At 71.6% G+C, this 17,755-nt stretch carries 14 protein-coding genes and 1 pseudogene; 3 read left to right on the forward strand and 12 right to left on the reverse strand.

Annotation, left to right across the window (positions count from 1 at the left end):
- Positions 1-49 precede the first annotated feature (49 nt).
- Positions 50-670, reverse strand: a pseudogene (locus tag E2651_RS28610) (TerD family protein); the annotation flags it as partial.
- 117 nt (positions 671-787) lie between these two features.
- Positions 788-1,384: a M48 family metallopeptidase gene (locus E2651_RS28615; protein WP_135334132.1), complete on the reverse strand. Its 597-nt coding sequence runs from the start codon at positions 1,382-1,384 to the stop codon at positions 788-790.
- 210 nt (positions 1,385-1,594) lie between these two features.
- Between E2651_RS28615 and E2651_RS28620 the strand changes: the two genes are divergently transcribed.
- Together E2651_RS28620 and E2651_RS28625 are read left to right on the forward strand one after the other, a co-directional pair.
- On the forward strand, positions 1,595-2,728 hold the full coding sequence (locus E2651_RS28620) for a ThiF family adenylyltransferase (protein WP_135334133.1): 1,134 nt from the start codon (positions 1,595-1,597) through the stop codon (positions 2,726-2,728).
- Positions 2,729-2,769: 41 nt separating this feature from the next.
- Positions 2,770-4,167, forward strand: coding sequence for an AarF/ABC1/UbiB kinase family protein (locus E2651_RS28625; protein ID WP_135334134.1), 1,398 nt, complete (start codon positions 2,770-2,772; stop codon positions 4,165-4,167).
- 15 nt (positions 4,168-4,182) lie between these two features.
- On the opposite strand, the gene E2651_RS28630 is transcribed toward E2651_RS28625, so the two are convergent.
- From E2651_RS28630 to E2651_RS28650, 5 genes are all read right to left on the reverse strand, one after another.
- Positions 4,183-4,374 (reverse strand): hypothetical protein, encoded by a 192-nt coding sequence (locus tag E2651_RS28630; protein WP_135334135.1) that lies wholly within the window; start codon positions 4,372-4,374, stop codon positions 4,183-4,185.
- Between the two features lie 144 nt (positions 4,375-4,518).
- Positions 4,519-4,845 (reverse strand): hypothetical protein, encoded by a 327-nt coding sequence (locus E2651_RS28635; protein WP_135334136.1) that lies wholly within the window; start codon positions 4,843-4,845, stop codon positions 4,519-4,521.
- A complete protein-coding gene (locus E2651_RS28640) occupies positions 4,842-5,210 on the reverse strand; it encodes a WhiB family transcriptional regulator (protein WP_135334137.1) in 369 nt (122 codons plus the stop codon). The genes E2651_RS28635 and E2651_RS28640 overlap by 4 nt, the downstream gene beginning before the upstream one ends.
- 170 nt (positions 5,211-5,380) lie before the next feature.
- On the reverse strand, positions 5,381-5,746 hold the full coding sequence (locus tag E2651_RS28645) for a hypothetical protein (protein WP_135334138.1): 366 nt from the start codon (positions 5,744-5,746) through the stop codon (positions 5,381-5,383).
- 162 nt (positions 5,747-5,908) lie between these two features.
- Entirely contained in the window at positions 5,909-8,200 is a 2,292-nt protein-coding gene (locus tag E2651_RS28650) for an ATP-dependent DNA helicase UvrD2 (RefSeq protein WP_135334144.1), read from the reverse strand.
- Positions 8,201-8,267: 67 nt separating this feature from the next.
- Here E2651_RS28650 and E2651_RS28655 point away from each other — a divergent pair, with 67 nt between their 5' ends.
- The gene (locus E2651_RS28655; protein ID WP_135334139.1) at positions 8,268-8,510 is read left to right on the forward strand and encodes a mycoredoxin; all 243 of its coding nucleotides are present in this window, start codon (positions 8,268-8,270) and stop codon (positions 8,508-8,510) included.
- Positions 8,511-8,514: 4 nt separating this feature from the next.
- Here the strand turns inward: E2651_RS28655 and nudC are convergent, their stop codons facing one another.
- The 5 genes from nudC to E2651_RS28680 form a co-directional block, all read right to left on the reverse strand.
- The gene (gene nudC / locus E2651_RS28660) at positions 8,515-9,462 is read right to left on the reverse strand and encodes an NAD(+) diphosphatase (protein WP_135334140.1); all 948 of its coding nucleotides are present in this window, start codon (positions 9,460-9,462) and stop codon (positions 8,515-8,517) included.
- Between the two features lie 51 nt (positions 9,463-9,513).
- A complete protein-coding gene (locus E2651_RS28665) occupies positions 9,514-10,944 on the reverse strand; it encodes a dipeptidase (RefSeq protein ID WP_135334141.1) in 1,431 nt (476 codons plus the stop codon).
- Positions 10,945-10,954: 10 nt separating this feature from the next.
- Positions 10,955-14,554, reverse strand: a complete 3,600-nt coding sequence (locus E2651_RS28670; RefSeq protein WP_167828918.1) for an ATP-dependent DNA helicase — start codon at positions 14,552-14,554, stop codon at positions 10,955-10,957.
- A 74-nt stretch (positions 14,555-14,628) separates the two neighbouring features.
- Positions 14,629-15,330, reverse strand: coding sequence for a hypothetical protein (locus E2651_RS28675; RefSeq protein WP_135334143.1), 702 nt, complete (start codon positions 15,328-15,330; stop codon positions 14,629-14,631).
- A 163-nt stretch (positions 15,331-15,493) separates the two neighbouring features.
- Positions 15,494-17,755 (reverse strand): PD-(D/E)XK nuclease family protein (locus E2651_RS28680; protein WP_245239308.1); only part of this gene is annotated, 2,262 nt, incomplete at its 5' end.

Raw genomic sequence — 17,755 nt, forward strand, 5'->3', positions numbered from 1 at the left:
CACAAGGCTATTCGTCGGCAGCGTCAGATGTGCATAAGAGACAGGCGCCGGCCGGAGCGCCGAACGCGGGCGGCGCCGCGGCCTGGCCGGGCGGCGCGAAGGACGGGGCACCGGCCTGCGGCTGCTGCGCGGCGGGCTCCTCCTCCGCGACCTCGCCACCGAAGTTCTTCAGGAGCGCGTCGAGACCGCCGTCGAAGCCCTGCCCGATGGCGGCGAAGCGCCAGACGTCCTTCAAGTAGAAGTCGCCCAGCATCACGGCACGTTCGGTGGAGAACTCGGCGCCGTTGAAGGAGTAGCGGGCCACTTCCTCGCCGCCCGCGACGATCCGGATGTATCCGGGGGCGACCTGCGACATCTGCCCGGCGCCGTCGATCGTCGCGGTGAACGACAACTTCTGGATCTTGGCCGGAAGTCGGTCCAGCGTGACCCGGAAGGACTCCGTGTCGCCGGCCTGCGCGCCGAGGAGCTGGATGGACTCCTCGGGCGACTTCGGCTGGTTGAAGAAGATGAAGTAACTGTCGTCCGAAAGCCGCTCGTCCGCGTCCAGGCCGAAGCAACTGATGTCGAAGCTCAGTCCAGGGCCACCGATCTGCACACCTACGTACAGATCGGTCCCCGAAGTGAGGTCACTGATCTTGGCCTTGTGGCCGCGTTGGAATTCCCTGGCCATACGTAACGACCGTCCCCCATCCCGAATGTAAATGCGTCGCGTCAGGCTAACCGCAAAGCCCGGCGCTGAGCCAAGCCGGTACAGACCCGCTACACAACCCCTGCATCCGGCGGAAGTTCACTCCTCGCGGGCGGCGGGCAAATGGGGCAGCCGGTCGGCCGCGACCACACCTTCGAGGTACCCGCGGGCCCGCTCCGTACGGGGATAGGCCTCCAGGAGCCGCCAGAAGCGGGGGCCGTGTCCGGGGACGAGGAGATGCGCGAGCTCGTGGACGAGGACGTAGTCGACGACGTACTCGGGCATGCCCTGCAGCCGGTGCGAAAGGCGGATGCTGCCCTCCGACGGAGTGCACGATCCCCACCGGGTGTTCTGGTTCGTGACCCAGCGAACGGACGAGGGCCTGGCCCGGCCCTCGAAGTACTGCTCGGACAGCAGTTCGGCGCGCTCGGCCAGCTCCGCGTCGCCCAGGACCCGCTTGCTCTCCTGCGCCGCGAGCTTGTCGAGCATGACGTCGACCCAGCGCTTCTCCTCGGCCTCGGACATCCGGGCGGGGATGAGCACGACGGTGCGATCGCCCTCCCGGTACGCGGAGACCGTTCTGCGGCGGCGGGCGCTCCGTCTGACCTCGACCGCGCTCGCCCCCGAGCCGGGTGACGGCGGGCTGGTCGTGCTGCGCTGTGGATTTCCGGCGCGGTGCAGTGGGTCGGCGGGCACGCCCCGACGTTACCCGCTGGGTGTGGGGGAAGTCCCGCCTCCGGGACGGTTCGGCGGTGTTCCGCGCCCCGTGCGATCGATTAGTACGACGAATACCCACTGCCTGTGGACAACTTTCCGCGGCCGTTCGCCGCGGCGGGCAATCTGGCAGTCGACCGGTGATGCGGACGGGGACCGCGCCGGAGGACTCGGGGAACACGGGGGACGACCATGCATCCGATCTTGAAGCCGGCGCTGCGCCGCGGCTGGCGTGACCTGAACACCGTCCAGTTCGGCGTGGCGCCCGCGCACGCGCTGGTGCTCGGCCCGGTGGACACGGCGACGGGCAGCTTTCTCAACCTCCTGGACGGGACACGCGGGCTGCCGCATCTGCGCGAGGAGGGCAAGCGGATGGGTCTGCCCGACGACCACGTGGACACCCTGGTGCGCCGCCTCTCCAGGGCCGGGCTCCTGGACGACGCGACGGGCGGCGGCCCGGCCGCCGACGCCCTGCGCAAGCGGAGCGGGGCCATGGACCGGCTGCGCCCCGATCTGGCCTCCCTGTCGGTGGTGACTCCTGAACCGGGCGACGGCATGCGGAAGTTGGCTGCGCGGCGCGCCATGCGGGTCCAGGTCCGGGGAGCGGGCCGGGTGGGCGCCGTGTTGGCGTCGGTCCTGGCGGGGGCCGGTGTGGGACAGGTCGATGTGCGGGACGGGGGCCTGGTCGAACCGTGGGACGTGGCACCGGGAGGTCTGCCGGCCGACACGGTCGGGGACAGGAGGGACGCTGCGGCGCGGCGGGCGGTGCGGCGCTCGGCTCCCGACCGGCCGCCCCGGCCCGGCCGGCCCGATGAAGGGGAGCCGGGTCTCTCCCTCGTGGTCATCGCACCGCGGGACGGGCTCGACGCCCATGCCCCCGACCCGGTCGCCGCCGAGCCACTGGTCTCCTCGGGGACACCGCATCTCTATGCGGGGGTGATCGAGGGAACCGGAGTGGTGGGGCCGCTCGTCCTGCCGGGAGCGACGGCGTGTGCGGGCTGTCTGTCACTGGAGCGTGCGGACCGGGATCCCACCTGGCCGCGCATGCTGGCTCAGTGGCGTTCGGGACGTGCGCGCCATGTGACGGCGTGCGATCTGGCACTGTCGACCACGGTCGCCGGCCTTGCCGCGGCGCATGCGCTCGCCTTTCTGGACGGGGCGGCACCGGCGAGCGCGGGGGTCCGCTGGGAGGCCTCCGTGCCCGGTCTCGACTGGCACGCGCGGCCGGTGCTCCCCCATCGCACGTGCCCATGCGGGGCGGGTGCGGTGGATAAGGGGGAACACCCCGCCGGGACCCGAGAGCCGCACGACACAATGGCCGAGTAGGCGCCTGACAAGGCGCGGCTGTCTGGGATTTGGAGGGGCGCATGTCTGATCTTCCCCGGAAGGCGGTTACCCGTACCGCCAAACTGGCCGCGCTGCCACTCGGCTTCGCCGGGCGCGCGACCTGGGGGCTCGGCAAGCGGATCGGGGGCAAGTCCGCCGAGATCGTCGGGCGCGAGCTGCAACAGCGCACGGCGGAACAGCTGTTCAAGGTGCTCGGCGAGCTCAAGGGCGGGGCCATGAAGTTCGGCCAGGCCCTGTCGGTCTTCGAGTCGGCGCTGCCCGAGGAGGTCGCGGGACCCTACCGCGCCGCGCTGACGAAGCTGCAGGAAGCGGCGCCGCCGATGCCGACGAGCACCGTGCACGCCGTGCTCGAGGAGCGGCTCGGCGAGGACTGGCGCGAGCTGTTCCTGGAGTTCGAGGACAAGCCTGCGGCCGCCGCGTCGATAGGGCAGGTCCACCGGGCGGTGTGGGAGGACGGACGCGAGGTCGCGGTCAAGGTGCAGTATCCGGGGGCGGGCGAGGCGCTGCTCTCCGATCTGAATCAGCTCAGCCGGTTCGCCCGGCTCCTGGGGCCGCTGATCCCGGGGATGGACATCAAGCCGCTCATCACGGAGCTGCGCGACCGGGTCTCCGAGGAGCTCGACTACGGCCTGGAGGCGCAGGCGCAGGAGGCGCACGCCGAGGAGTTCGCGGACGATCCGGATGTCGTGGTGCCCGCGGTGGTCCACCAGTCCGACCAAGTCCTCGTGACGGAGTGGATCGACGGCGTCCCACTGTCGGAGGTGATCGCGGACGGCACGCAGGAGCAGCGCGACCGGGCCGGACAGCTCCTGGCCCGCTTCCTCTTCTCGGGCCCGGCGCGCACAGGCCTGCTGCACGCCGATCCGCACCCGGGCAACTTCCGTCTGCTGCCCGACGAGAAGGCCGGCTGGCGGCTCGGCGTCCTCGACTTCGGCACGGTGGACCGCCTGCCCGGCGGGCTGCCCAGCACGATCGGCGAATCCCTGCGGATGACGCTCGACGGCGAGGCCGACGCGGTCTACGAGATGTTGTGCGGGGAGGGCTTCGTCAAGGAGTCCGTCGATCTCGAGCCGGACGCGGTGCTCGACTATCTGCTGCCGATCATCGAACCGATGCTGGTCGAGGAGTACACCTTCACGCGCGGCTGGATGCGCAGCCAGGCGGCGCGGGTGGCCGATCCGCGCTCTCCCGCCTACCAGTTGGGCAAGCAGCTGAATCTGCCGCCCAACTATCTGCTGATCCACCGTGTGACGTTGAGCACGATAGGGGTGCTCTGTCAGCTCGGGGCGACGGTGCGGATGCGGGACGAGCTCGAGGCGTGGCTGCCGGGCTTCCTGGAGGAGGAGCTTGAGTTCGAGGAGGAGCTTGATGAGGAACTTGAGGAGGAGACGGCCGACGATCCGGCGGCCGGTGCCTGAGGGGGCGGACCGCCCTCACCACCAGGCGGAGTCGAGCCGCCCCTCGATGGCTCTGAGGTTCTCGCGCGCGCAGGATTCGCAGAAGTAGCGGCGGGTGCCGTTCTCCACGGAGCAGGTCCAGGTGGGCGGCGCGCCTTCGGCGACCGTTCCGCAGCGGGAACACACGAGATTCTCGGCGCCCGCGGGCTGAGGAGGCTGCTGGTCCACCCGGCGACCATATCGCCGCTTCCGGAGCTTCGCCCGGCACAACGCACCGCGGGGGCCGGTCCGTTCGGACCGGCCCCCGCGGGCTCTTTCGTGGTGCGCCGTGTTGTGGCGCTCAGCCGATGCCTCGGCTTGTCGGGCGCCTGGTCAGTTCATGACCGCCATGGCGAGCGCGCGCCGGGCACGCAGTGACGCGCGCTCCGCGCGGCGCTGCATCCGGCGGGCCGCCACCAGGCGTGCGGCCGGACGCTGGGCGTCTGCCTCACGCATGCGTTCGTGCATATGCGCACGCGCCATGGCTTCTGGGATGAGTTGCATCTCGCGGGTCCTGTTCTGGCGCGAGTCGTTCGCGCCGGTGGTGGTGAAGTCCGGGGTGGCTGAGCCGGCGGGCTCGGTCGTGACTGCTGCCTTCATCGGGGCCTGCTTCTGGGGGTCGTGCGTCAGGGGGCGATCAATCGTTCCGGCGGTGCTCATGCCGCGACCGGGTTCTTGCGCGGACGGCCACGCGGCCGCTTGCGGGCCACGACGACACCCTGGACGAAGAGCTCGCCGCCCCAGACGCCCCACGGCTCGCGCCGCTCCTTGGCGCCGGCCAGGCAGACCTCCATCAGCGGGCAGGTACGGCAGAGGGACTTGGCGTACTCGACGTCCGCCGGCGACTCGGCGAAGAAGACCTCCGGGTCGTAGGCACGGCAGGGGACGGGTACGCCGAGGTTCTCGATGGCGTCGTCGAGCGCGGTGAGCGCGGTGAGGGGAGTCAAGGTGGAGTCCTCCGTAGGAACGGGCGGGGGGAGCGTCTCTGAAGGCGGTACGGACGGGGCGTGCGCTTCGAGTTGCACGGTGGTGTTCTTCCTCGTCTGGTCGTGCCGGCCTGGGTCGGCCGGTTGGCGGCTGGTACCGGGTCTTGCTCTTGGCCCCTTGGCTCTGTCTCCCTGTTTTGGGGAAAACAGAAGGGCCGCGGATCCCGGGTGGGGTTCCGCGGCCCTGAAGGCGCCGGTCTGATCGAGGATCAGACTGGATCACTCCAGGGTTCGAGCCCACGGAAGGCCCACATCGTGTGGTGGTGCGTCGTCTGCTTCTTGGCTCCGGCACCGGCTGCGGCAAAGGCATAGGCCTGCGCCTGTGCCGTCGCTACTGCTTCCGGTGCCTTGGTCGCTCGCTCGCTGCCTTCATTGACCTCACGCACCGGGAAACCGTTGAGAACGGTCCGCGGGAGGGAGAGCGGCAGGACGGAGGACTCCGGACGGATGGCGGCGGCAGGGATGCCACCGGACAGACCGGTGCCCAGGTTCGAGAAGCCGAGCAGGCAGGAAGCGACGACCGAGCGATCGGTCATTTTCGCGGTGCTGATGAAGCTCTGGTTGATGCTGATCACTGGAATCGCCTCCTCTCGGCGTCTATGGGATCGACCGAAACCGATCCTGCGGGCTATTAAGTACAGCACGGGGCGAGGGCTTCGGAGAAGCGCCGTTCCCGTGCTTAAGAACCTATGGGTCTTCCTTGCGCATGCGCAAACTATTTTTTCGACGAGTTTGAATCAGTTGTCATCGGCGCCCCTTACAGGCTCTTGACCTGCGCAGATGGCGAGGACATCCGCGCCGAAGCGATGAAACTTACGAACGCCGACGCCTGGGATCCGGGCCAACTCGCCCTCGTCGTCCGGCTCGGCCTCCGCGATGGCGATCAAGGTCTTGTCCGTGAAGACGCAGTACGCGGGCTGTCCCAGCTGTGTCGCCTGGCCCGCGCGCCACTCCCGCAACCGTTCGTAGAGCCCCTCGTCCATGTCGGACGGGCAGTCCTCGCACCGCATGAGCTTCATCTCGCCCGCGTCGGTCAGGGACCGTCCACAGACCCGGCACCGGGCCGGCGTCCTGCTCGTGCGCCGACGGCTCCGGGCACCACCACCGCTCCCCTCGGCGGAGCTGCCGCGCTCCACCCCGCCGGGTCCGCCGCCGGCGGCACGGGCTGCCGTGCCCGCGCCGGATCCCGGGCGCAGTCCGTCGAGGAAGCGGCTCGCCTTGCGGTTGGGGCGGCCGCCGGGCGAGCGGGAAAGGGCCCAGGACAGGGAGAGGTGGAGGCGGGCCCGGGTGACGCCCACGTAGAGCAGGCGGCGCTCCTCCTCGATCTGTTCATCGGTCTTGGCGTACGTGATCGGCATCATGCCCTCGGCGAGACCGACCAGGAAGACGGCATCCCACTCCAGGCCCTTGGCCGCGTGCAGCGAGGCGAGGGTGACGCCCTGCACGGTGGGCGCGTGCTGGGCGGCCGCGCGCTCGTCGAGCTCCGCCACGAGGTCGGAGAGGGTCGCCTCGGGCTTGGCCCGCACGAAGTCCTCGGCCAGGCGCACGAGGGCCGCCAGGGACTCCCAGCGGTCACGGGCCGCGCCGGAGCCCGCCGGGGGCTGGGTCGTCCAGCCCTTCGTGGACAGCACGGCCCGCACCTGCGAGGGCAGGTCGACGACGTCGTCCAGGAGGGCGTCGTTGCCTCCGAAGCGGGCCGCTCCGCGCAGGGCCGCGCCCGCCTCGCGGACCTCGGTGCGCTCGAAGAACCGCTCGGCGCCGCGCAGCTGGTAGGGCACGCCCGCGTCGGCGAGGGCCTGTTCGTAGATCTCGGACTGGGAGTTCGTGCGGAAGAGGACCGCGATCTCGCTCGCCGGGACGCCGTCGGCGAGCAGGGCGCGGATACGGCGGGCGGCGCCCTCGGCCTCGGCTGGCTCGTCCGCGTACTCCGTGTAGACGGGTTCGGCTCCGGCGTCGCGCTGCGAGATCAGTTCCAGGCGGTGGTCGGCGGCGCGGCCGCGGGCCTGGGAGAGCAGGCCGTTGGCGAGGTGGACGACCTGGGGTGTGGAGCGGTAGTCGCGGACGAGCTTGACGACCGTCGCCCCGGGGTGGCGGGTGCGGAAGTTCAGCAGATGGTCGGGGGTGGCGCCGGTGAAGGAGTAGATCGTCTGGCTGGCGTCGCCGACGACGCAGAGGCTGTCGCGGTCGCCGAGCCACAGCTCCAGGAGGCGCTGCTGGAGCGGGCTGACGTCCTGGTACTCGTCGACCACGAAGTGCTGGTACTGGGCGCGGACCTGGTCGGCGATGTCGTGCCGGTCCTGAAGGATGCCGACGGCCAGGAGCAGGACGTCCTCGAAGTCGATGACCGCGCGGTCGCGCTTGAGGTCCTCGTACGCGGCGTAGAGCTGGGCGATCTCCGCCGCGTCCCGGGGGATGAGGCGTCCCGACTTCGCGGCCGCCGCCACATAGTCCGCGGGCACGGTCTGGGTGACCTTGGACCATTCGATCTCGCTCGTCACATCGCGCAGTTCGTTGCGGTCCAGGCGGATGCGGCAGCCGGCGGCCGCGTCGGCGACGAGCTTGATCTTGCGGTCGACGATCCGGGGCAGCTGGCCACCGACTGCTTTCGGCCAGAAGAACTGGAGCTGACGCAGGGCCGCGGAGTGGAAGGTGCGCGCCTGGACGCCGGAGGCGCCGAGCTGGCGGAGGCGGCCGCGCATCTCGCCCGCGGCGCGGTTGGTGAACGTGACGGCCAGCACACTGGCGGGCTGGAGGATGCCCGCGCGCACCCCGTAGGCGATCCGGTGGGTGATCGCCCGGGTCTTGCCGGTGCCCGCTCCCGCCAGGACGCACACCGGCCCGTGCAGGGCGGTGGCCACCTCGCGCTGCTCCGGGTCGAGCCCGGCGAGCACCGCGTCGGCAGAGTCCGGTACCTGCGGGAAGAGGGTGGAGTGCGTTGCTGATGTCACCCCGCCATGCTGCCAGGTCGGCGGGGGCGGGTGAGCCGGTTGTCCACAGGGAGGCGTACGCAGTCGTACTAATGCGGGAATGGTGGCCGGGTCACGTACGTTCGTGTCAGTGCGATGACGCACCCGAGCTAAAAGGAGCGCGAGACACATGCCGGGCACTGTGACGATGTACAGCACCACGTGGTGCGGCTACTGCCGCCGGCTCAAGGGCCAGATGGACCGCGAGGGCATCACGTACAACGAGATCAACATTGAGCAGGACCCGGATTCCGCGGTCTTCGTGGAGAAGGCGAACGGCGGAAACCAGACGGTTCCCACCGTTCTCTTCCCGGACGGCTCGACGCTGACGAACCCGTCCCTCGCGCAGGTCAAGCAGAAGCTGGCCGCCTGAGCGACTAGCCGACGGTGCCCGGCCTCGGCAGGGGCTTTCCGTACCAGAGCTCGATCAGTCGGGCCGCAATCGAGATCCCGTAGGGAGGCAGGACCTCCCCGGACTCGAATGCGGCCCGCAGGTCTTCCCGGGAGAACCAGCGGGCCTCGGAGATCTCCTCGCCGTCCACGTTGATCTCGTACGACGTGGCGCTGGCCATGAAGCCCAGCATCAGGCTGGACGGGAAGGGCCAGGGCTGGCTCGCGACGTACTCGACGTCGCCGACCGTGACGCCGGCCTCCTCGAAGACCTCGCGCCGCACCGACGTCTCGATGGACTCGCCCGGCTCGACGAAGCCCGCGAGGGTCGAGAACCGGCCTTCGGGCCAGTGCACCTGGCGGCCCAGGAGCGCGCGGTCCTCGTCGTCCGTCACCAGCATGATCACTGCCGGGTCCGTGCGCGGGTAGTGCTCGGCGCCGCACGCCTGGCAGCGGCGGATGTGGCCCGCCGCCGCGATGACGGTGCGCTCGCCGCAGCGCGAGCAGAAGCGGTGCAGGCGCTGCCAGTTCTCCAGGGCGACCGCGTGCACCATCAGGCCCGCGTCCCGGGGCGACAGGAGCAGGCCCGCCTCGCGCAGGCCCGCGGGGCGCGCCGACTGGTCCATGCGGCCCGGCAGGGAGTCCTTCTGGAGCGCGAAGTAGCTGACGCCGTCGTCGTCCGTGCCCAGGAAGTAGCGGTGCGCCTCGGTGAGGGGCGCCTCGAAGGACGGCGTCATCACCAGTTCGGTGCTGCCCTCCGGCGTCTCGTCGATGAGCACCTGGCCGCCGGAGACCACGAAGACCCGAGTCGTCGGGTGGCTCCAGGCGGCGGCCAGCCAGGCCTCGTCGAGGCGGTGGTGGGCCGCGCGATCGATGCCGCTCGGCGCGGTGAGCGAGACGGGACGGTCTGCGGTGCGGTCGGTCCAGGTGGTCACAGGTGCTTCCAACTCCCCCGATGGAACGGATGATTCAGCAGGGCGGTGAGTTCAGTGTGCATCGCGCCAGTGCTCGGCGAGATCGCCCCACAGGTAGGCCGTCGTCTCGACTCCCTTGAGGAGCAGATCGAGCTCGACCTTCTCGTTCGGCGCGTGCCAGCCGTCCGACGGGACGGAGATGCCCAGGAAGAGCACGGGTGCGGCGAGCACGTCCTGGAGGTCGGCCGCCGGTCCCGAACCGCCCTCCCGGGTGAAGCGGATCGGCTGCTCGAAGGCCTGTCCCATCGCCCGTACGACGGACTGCAGGGCGGGGTGGTCGAGCGGCGTGAGGCACGGGCGCGTGGCGGCGCCGAAGGTGATCGTGTGGCTGATTCCGGCCGGCAGCTGGTCGCCGACCCAGGTGCGCACGGCCTCTTCGATGCGGTCCGGGTCCTGGCCCGCCACCAGCCGGAAGGAGAGCTTCAGGAGGGCGGACGACGGGATGATCGTCTTGCCGCCCGCTCCTTGGTAGCCGCCGCCGATGCCGTTGACCTCGGCGGTGGGGCGGGCCCAGATGCGCTCCAGGGTGGTGTGGCCCGCTTCTCCGTGGGTGGCCCGCGACTTGGCCGTACGCAGCCAGCGCTCTTCGTCGAAGGGCAGCTCGGCGAAGAGTTCGCGCTCGCGGTCGGTGAGTTCGACGATGCCTTCGTAGAAGCCCGGTACGGCCACGCGCGCGTGCTCGTCGTGCAGGGCGGCGACGAGGCGTGCGGCCGCGGTCGCCGGGTTCGGGACGGCGCCACCGAAGGAACCGGAGTGGATGTCCTGGTCGGGGCCGCGCAGCTCGATCTCGCAGTCGGCGAGGCCGCGCATGCCGGTGCAGACCGTGGGGGTGTCCTCCGCCCACATGCCGGTGTCCGAGACGATCACGGCGTCGGCCGCGATGCGGTCCTTCTGCTCCTCGATCAGCGCGCGGAAGTTCGGGGAGCCCGACTCCTCCTCGCCCTCGATCAGGAGCTTCAGGTTCACGGCGGGGGCGGTGCGGCCGGTGGCGGCGAGGTGGGCGCGGACGCCGAGTGTGTGGAAGAACACCTGCCCCTTGTCGTCGGCGGCACCGCGCGCGTAGAGGCGGTTTCCCTGGACGACCGGTTCGAAGGGGTCGGTGTGCCAGCCGTCCTCGCGGGCCGCGGGCTGCACGTCGTGGTGGCCGTAGACGAGCACGGTGGGGGCCTGGGGATCGCCCGACGGCCACTCGGCGAAGACGGCGGGGGCACCGGCGGTCTGCCAGACCTCGGCGGTCGGGAAGCCGGTCTCCTTCAGCTTGGCGGCCAGCCAGTCGGCGCTGCGCCGCACGTCCCCGGCGTGGTCGGGCTGGGCCGACACGGACGGGATGCGCAGCCACTCGGCGAGGTCGTCGAGGAACGCGGCACGGTGGTTCTGGACATACGTACGGACGACGCTGACGCCACTGACGTCGCTGACCTCGCTGTCAACGGGCTTGCTCATGGTCACGAGCCTAGCCGCCCACCGTGACCCGCTCGTCCGGTGGTTCGTCACTGCGCCGCTGACCCGGTTGCTCACCCGGATCACCGCCCGGTTCCTCCAGGAGGATCCGCTCCAGTTCCGCGCGGCCGGGGAGGGGGGCGGGGCGCGACGTCTCTCCGCTGCGGACGTAGAGGAACGTCGCCTTCACCGACTCCGGGGGCACGTCGTGCTGCTCGGCCCAGGCGAGGCGGTAGACGGCGAGCTGCAGGGGGTCGGCGGTGCGGGTCCTGCTGGTCTTCCAGTCGACGATCTCGTACGTCACGTCGTCGCCGTCGACCTCCTTGTAGACCGCGTCGATCCGGCCGCGGACGACCCGGCCCGCGATCGCCAGCTGGAAGGGCACCTCGACGCGGTGCGGAGTGCGGTGGGCGTACTCGGTGCGCTCGAAGGCCTCCTTGAGGGCGGCCAGGTCGCGCTCGTCGGCGATCTCGGCCTCGCCGGGGGCGCCGCCCGGCAGGTCATCCGGGCCGAGCAGCGGGAGCCGCAGCTCTTCGAAGCGGGTCTCCATCCAGGCGTGGAAGCGGGTGCCCCGGCGGGCCGCGGGCTGCGGTGGGCGGGGCATGGGCCGCGCGAGCTCCTGCGCGAAGCCCTCCGGGTCGGCGGCCAGGCGCAGCACCTCGGACGCGGTGAGCGATGCCGGCACGGGGATGTCCCTGATGGCCTCGCGGGCGCGCAGGAGCTCACCGGTGAGGGCGTCCAGGTCCCGGTCCCAGGAGGCGAGTGTGCGGGCCTCCTCCGGAGTGAGGCGGGTCCGCTCCTGGACAGCTTCGGCCGGGTGCGGGCGGGCGTCCGGCGCGGAGGCCTGGTGCGGGACGGCCGCCCGGTGCGAGTCCGCGGGGCGGGGCACCGTCGGGCGTTCCTGAGGCAGGGCGTCCCAGTCCTCCGGGGTGGCGTCCTGGAAGTCGGCCTCTTCGTAAGGAGGTTCGTCTTCGTAAGGAGGTTCGTCGTCCTCGGGCGGCGGCCAGTCCGGGTCCTGCGCCGGGGGTGCCTCGTCGTACGCGGAGGGGTGGGCCGCATCGTGCGAGTGGGCGGCCTGAGGGATCTCGTCGCCCGTCAGGCGGTCCAGGTGGTCCAGGACGGTCCGGGCGGCGGCCCTGCGGCGCTCCAGGGACGCGTCGTCCAGCGGGAGCGGCCACGCGTGCTCGGCGGACGCCTCCGTCAGTGCGGGGTTCTCCTCGCCCTCCTCCGGCTCGTCGGCCCAGGCCTCGATCTCGCCATGGCCCGCCGCGCAGTGCTCGTACAGCGCCTGGAGGAAGTCGGAGGGACCGCGCGGCTTCTTCTGGGAAGGGCCCCACCAGTGGCCGGAGCCCAGGAGCAGGGAGCGGGGGCGGGTGAACGTCACATAGCCGAGGCGGAGCTCCTCGGTGCGCTGGTGGTCCTTCATGTCCTCGTGGAAGGCCTTCATGGACCGGGAGTCCCATGCCTCGATGTCGGGCAGGGTCGCCGCGTCGCCGCGCAGCGCGTGCGGGACGACCTTGCCCTGGGCCGTCCACTTCTCGCGGCCCTGGGTGCTGGGGAACGTCCCTGTCACCAGGCCGGGGACGGCCACGACGTCCCACTCCAGGCCCTTGGACTTGTGGGCGGTGAGCACCTTGACCGTGTTCTCGCCGCCGGGCAGGGCGTTGTCGAGGCCCTTCTCGTACTGGGCCGCCGTGCGCAGGAAGGCGAGGAAGGCGAGCAGGCTCGCGCCGCTGTCGTTCGCAGCGAAGGAAGCGGCGACGTCCAGGAAGTTCGAGAGCGTCTCGCGACGGCGGGCCGCGAGCGCGTGCGGCGACGCCGAGAGCTCGACCTCCAGGCCAGTGACGGCTAGCACCCGGTGCAGTACGTCCATCAGCGGGTCGGCCAACGAGCGGCGCAGGTCGCGCAGTTCGGCGGCGAGGCGGGCGAACCGCACGCGCGCGTCCGCCGAGAAGGGCAGCCCGTCGTCCTCCGTGCCGCCGTCCACGGGCGTCTCCAGGAACGTGTCGAGCGCGTCCGCGAGCGATATCACCTCGGCCGGATCGACCCCCTCGACGGCGGCCGCGAGGCGGCGGTCGGGGTCGTCCAGAGCGGCGTGCCCATGGCGTACGAGGAGGCGCGCGCGGCGGCCCAGGAGGGCGAGGTCGCGCGGACCGATGCGCCAGCGCGGGCCCGTGAGCAGGCGCACCAGGGAGGCGTTCGCGCCCGGGTCCTGGAGCACCTCGCAGACGGCCACGAGGTCGGCGACCTCGGGGAGGTGAAGCAGCCCGGAGAGCCCGACGACCTCCACGGGAATGTCTCTGGCGACCAGCGCGCCCTGGATCTGCGCGAAGTCCGTCGCGGTGCGGCACAGGACGGCGATCTCGCCGGGTGCCTTGCCGGTGCCCACGAGGTGGGCGATGGAGTCGGCGATCCAGGCGATCTCCTCGGTGTGCGTGCGCAGCAGGGCGCAGCGCACCAGGCCTTCGCGCTCGGCGCCGGGCGCGGGGCGCAGGGCCTCCACGCCCGCGTGCATGGCGCGCAGCGGCTCCGCGAGGCCGTTGGCGAGGTCCAGGAGGCGGCCGCCGCTGCGGCGGTTCTCGCTGAGCGCGTGGCGCGTGGCGGGGCGCCCGTCGGCGTACGCGAAGTGCTCGGGGAAGTCGTCCAGGTTCGCCACGGAGGCGCCGCGCCAACCGTAGATCGCCTGGCAGGGGTCGCCGACCGCCGTCACCGGATGGCCCGTGCCGCCTCCGAAGAGGCCTGCCAGGAGGATGCGCTGGGCCACGGACGTGTCCTGGTACTCGTCGAGCAGGACGACCCGGAACTCCTCGCGCAGGATCTCGCCGACCTCCGCGCGGGTGCGGGCCAGCGTCGCGGAGAGGGCGATCTGGTCGCCGAAGTCCAGGAGGTCGCGGGAGCGCTTCGCCTCCCTGTAGCGACCGACGAGCTCGGCGAGCTCGAGCCGGGCCGCCGCCGTCTCGGGCACCTTGCGCAGGTCCGCGTTGGAGAGCTTGGCGCTCTGAAGGGTGCGCAGCAGTTCGGTGTCGTACGCGCGGAGCCTGTCGGGCCGTACGAGATGCTCCGCGAGCTCGCTGTCGAGGGCGAGGAGGTCGCTGACCAGGTCGGGGAAGGAGCGGGTCAGCGCGGGATAGGGACCCGGCGCCTCGCGCAGCACGCGCGCGGCGAGCTGGAAGCGGGTGGCGTCGGCGAGCAGCCGCGCGGTGGGTTCGAGGCCGATGCGCAGGCCGTGGTCGGTCAGGAGGCGGCCCGCGAAGGCGTGGTACGTGGAGATGACCGGCTCGCCCTGGGGGTCGCCGGGCGCCGTCCGGTCGGCCGGGGCCAGGGCGTCCGGGTCGGTCACCCCGGCCTTGATCAGCGCCTGGCGGACCCGCTCGGCGAGTTCACCGGCCGCCTTGTTCGTGAACGTCAGGCCGAGGACCTGCTCGGGGGCGACCTGGCCGGTGCCGACCAGCCAGACCACGCGCGCCGCCATCACCGTCGTCTTGCCGGAACCGGCTCCGGCCACGATCACCTGCGGGGCGGGCGGCGCGGTGATGCAGGCCGTCTGCTCCGGGGTGAACGGGATGCCGAGGAGCTCTGTGAGCTGCTCGGGGTCGGTGATACGAGGTGGCACGTCAGAGAGGCTAGCGGCGGCCACTGACAACCGGGGCGCGCCCGGTGGCCAGCGGCCGCCGACAGGCCGCGGGGTCAGGAAGAGGCGCCGAGCTTCTCCGGGTCGACGACCTGGTCGGCCGGCGGGGCCTTGACGACGACGGGCTTGCCGTAGTCGCTGAAGAGCATCGTGCCCGGGTCGTCGGAGCCCGTGGTGACGACCTTCAGGAAGTACGGCTTGCCCTCGGTGGCGACGTAGAAGGTGGACTTCTTGCCCGACTCCTTCTTGGTCAGGACGGCCGTGTTCTGGCCGTTGACCTCGGCGTCCTTCTCACGCTTGAGGTCCTTGAGCTCGTCCGACTTGAACATGTCGTCCGGGTTGCAGGTGCCGTCGCCCTTGTCGTTCGGCACCTTCATCCAGCGGCCCTTGAGGAGCTCGCTCTGGGCGGAGCCGCCCGTGGTCTCCTTCCAGAACTTCTCGTCGCCCTTCATGTACGAGAACTCTCCGGAGACGAGGATCTCGGCGGTGCCCTGCTCCGCGCCGCCCATCTTGCCCTTGCAGTCACCGGACTTGGCAACGGAGAAGTCGACCTTGATCGGCTTGCCCTCCTGCTTGCCCTGGCCGGCAACCCTGAAGGAGCCCGCGTCCTTGGACGCGTCGGCCGCCTTGTCGGCGATCTTGTCGGCGCTCATGCCCTCGAAGGGGTCCTTTTTGTCCTCGCTCGAGCAGCCCGTGATGCCGACGAACGCGGCGGCACAGGCGACTGCCGCGGCCAGGAGCTTCCGGTTGGCTGCCATGTATGTATCTCCTCGGAGAGGTGCACGATCGGAGGGTCCGCTGAGTGCACGGATCAGCTTTACCGAGACTTTAGATGGCCTGTGAGGCTGCTATGAACGCGGCTGCCACGACGTGAGCTTGGCCACTGACGGCACGGTTGCCGTAGATATCAGTCCACACAGGTCAGTCCACGACGTGCCGGCCCTCGGGGCGGGCGCTGCACGAGGCGCGGAAGGCGCAGTGGGTGCAGTGCTGGCCCGTGGTGGGCGAGAAGCGTTCGTCGAGGACCTTGCCCGCGGCGGTGGCGAGCAGGTCGCCCACCCACTCTCCGGAGAGCGGCTCCTGCGCCTGCACCTTGGGGAGGCTCTCGCCGCCGTCCTTCTTGGCGGCTCCCTGGCGCAGCTGCACCAGTTCCGCGCCGCCCGCTTCCGGACGTACGCCATCGAAGGCATCGTCCACCGCGCCTTCACGGAGGGCGAGTTGGTAGACGGCGAGCTGGGGGTGACGGGCCACGTCGGCGGCGCTCGGGGTCTGCTTGCCGGTCTTGAAGTCGACTACGTAGGCACGGCCTTCGGTGTCCTGCTCGACGCGGTCCATGGAGCCGCGTACGCGTACCTCATAGGGACCCGCTTCGAGGGTCACGTCGAAGTCGTGCTCACTGGCGACGGGGGTGCGGCTCGCGCGGTCCATCACATGCCACTGGAGGAAGCGTTCGAGCGCCACGCGCGCGTGCTCCTTCTCCTGCGCCGACTTCCAGGGGGCGTCGAAGGCCAGCGAGTCCCAGACCGAGTCGAGGCGCTCCATGAGGACGGCGAGGTCGGCGGGGGTCCTGCCGGACGCGACCTCGTCGGCCAGGACATGCACCACGTTGCCGAAGCCCTGGGCGGCGGTCGCGGGGGCGTCCGCCTTCACCTCGCGGCCCAGGAACCACTGCAGGGAACAGGTGTTGGCGAGCTGGTCCAGGGCGCTTCCGGAGAGGACGACGGGCTTGTCGCGGTCCCGCAGCGGGACCTCGCTCGCCGTCGGTTCGTACATGCCCCACCAGCGGTACGGGTGCGCCGACGGCACGAGGGGGCGTCCGTCGGCGTCGCTGAGCGCGGCGAGGCGGGCCAGGCGGTGCGCGGCGGCCTCTCTGAGGGTGTCGGACACCCGGGGGTCGACCGTCGTGGCGCGGAGCTCCGCGACGAGCGCGGAGACGGACAGGGGGCGGCGCGGGCGGCCCGTGACGTCCTTGGGTTCGACGCCGAGTTCGGTGAGGAAGCGCGAGGGCTGGTCGCCGTCGTCCGCGGGTGCCTTGACGGCGGTGACGACGAGGCGTTCACGCGCGCGCGTGGCGGCCACGTAGAACAACCGGCGCTCTTCGGAGAGGAGCGCTCCGGGGGTGAGGGGCTCGGCTAGGCCGTCGCCGCCGATGCGGTCGGCCTCCAGGAGGGAGCCGCGGCGGCGCAGGTCGGGCCAGAGCCCCTCCTGGACGCCGGCGACCACCACGAGCCGCCACTCGAGGCCCTTGGAGCGGTGCGCCGTCATCAGGCGTACGGCGTCGGGGCGTACGGCCCTTCGGTTGAGGGTGTCGGCGGCGATGTCCTGCGCCTCCGTTTCCTCCAGGAAGTTGAGGGCGCCGCGCCCTCCGGTGCGCTCCTCGGCGCGGGACGCGTACGCGAACAGGGCGCAGACCGCGTCGAGATCGCGGTCCGCGTTGCGCCCCGCGGCGCCGCCTCGGCGTGCGGCGCGCTCCAGGCGGCGCGGCCACGGCGTGCCGTCCCACAGCTCCCAGAGCGCCTCCTCGGCCGTGCCGCCGCCCGCGAGGCACTCACGGGCCTTGCGGAGCAGCGCACCGAGCCGCTGAGCACCACGGGCGTACGCGGGATCATGCGCGATGAGCCGCTCCGGCTCGGCGAGCGCGCGGGCAAGCAGCTCGTCCGATGGTGGCGGCAGCAGGTTCCCCCCGGCACGCTCCTCCTCGCGCAGCGCACGGCCGAGCCGACGGAGATCGGCGGCGTCCATGCCGGCGAGGGGGGAGGCGAGGAGGGTGATCGCGGTCTCGGTGTCGAGCCAGACGGGCGCCTTGGCTTCGGGCTGGGGGGCGAGGTCGGACCCCGGGTCGGGCTCGGACCCGGCCGCAGGCCCAGGCCCGGCGTCGGACCCGGACTCGGCGTCGGGCCGGGACTCGGCGTCAGGCCCGGACCCGGCATCGGACTCGGCCCCGGGCACCGACCTGGCGTCGGACCCGGACTCGGGCCCGAACTCGGGCCCGAACTCGGCATCGGGCCAGGACTCAGCGTCGGACCCAGACCCGGCATCGGGCCGGGACTCGGCGACAGGCCCGGACCCGGCATCGGACTCGGCCCCGGGCACCGACCTGGCGTCGGACCCGGACTCGGGCCCGAACTCGGGCCCGAACTCGGCATCGGGCCAGGACTCAGCGTCGGACCCAGACCCGGCATC

Origin of the sequence: Streptomyces sp. MZ04 (assembly GCF_004684775.1) — a bacterium.
Taxonomy (GTDB): Bacteria; Actinomycetota; Actinomycetes; order Streptomycetales; family Streptomycetaceae; genus Streptomyces.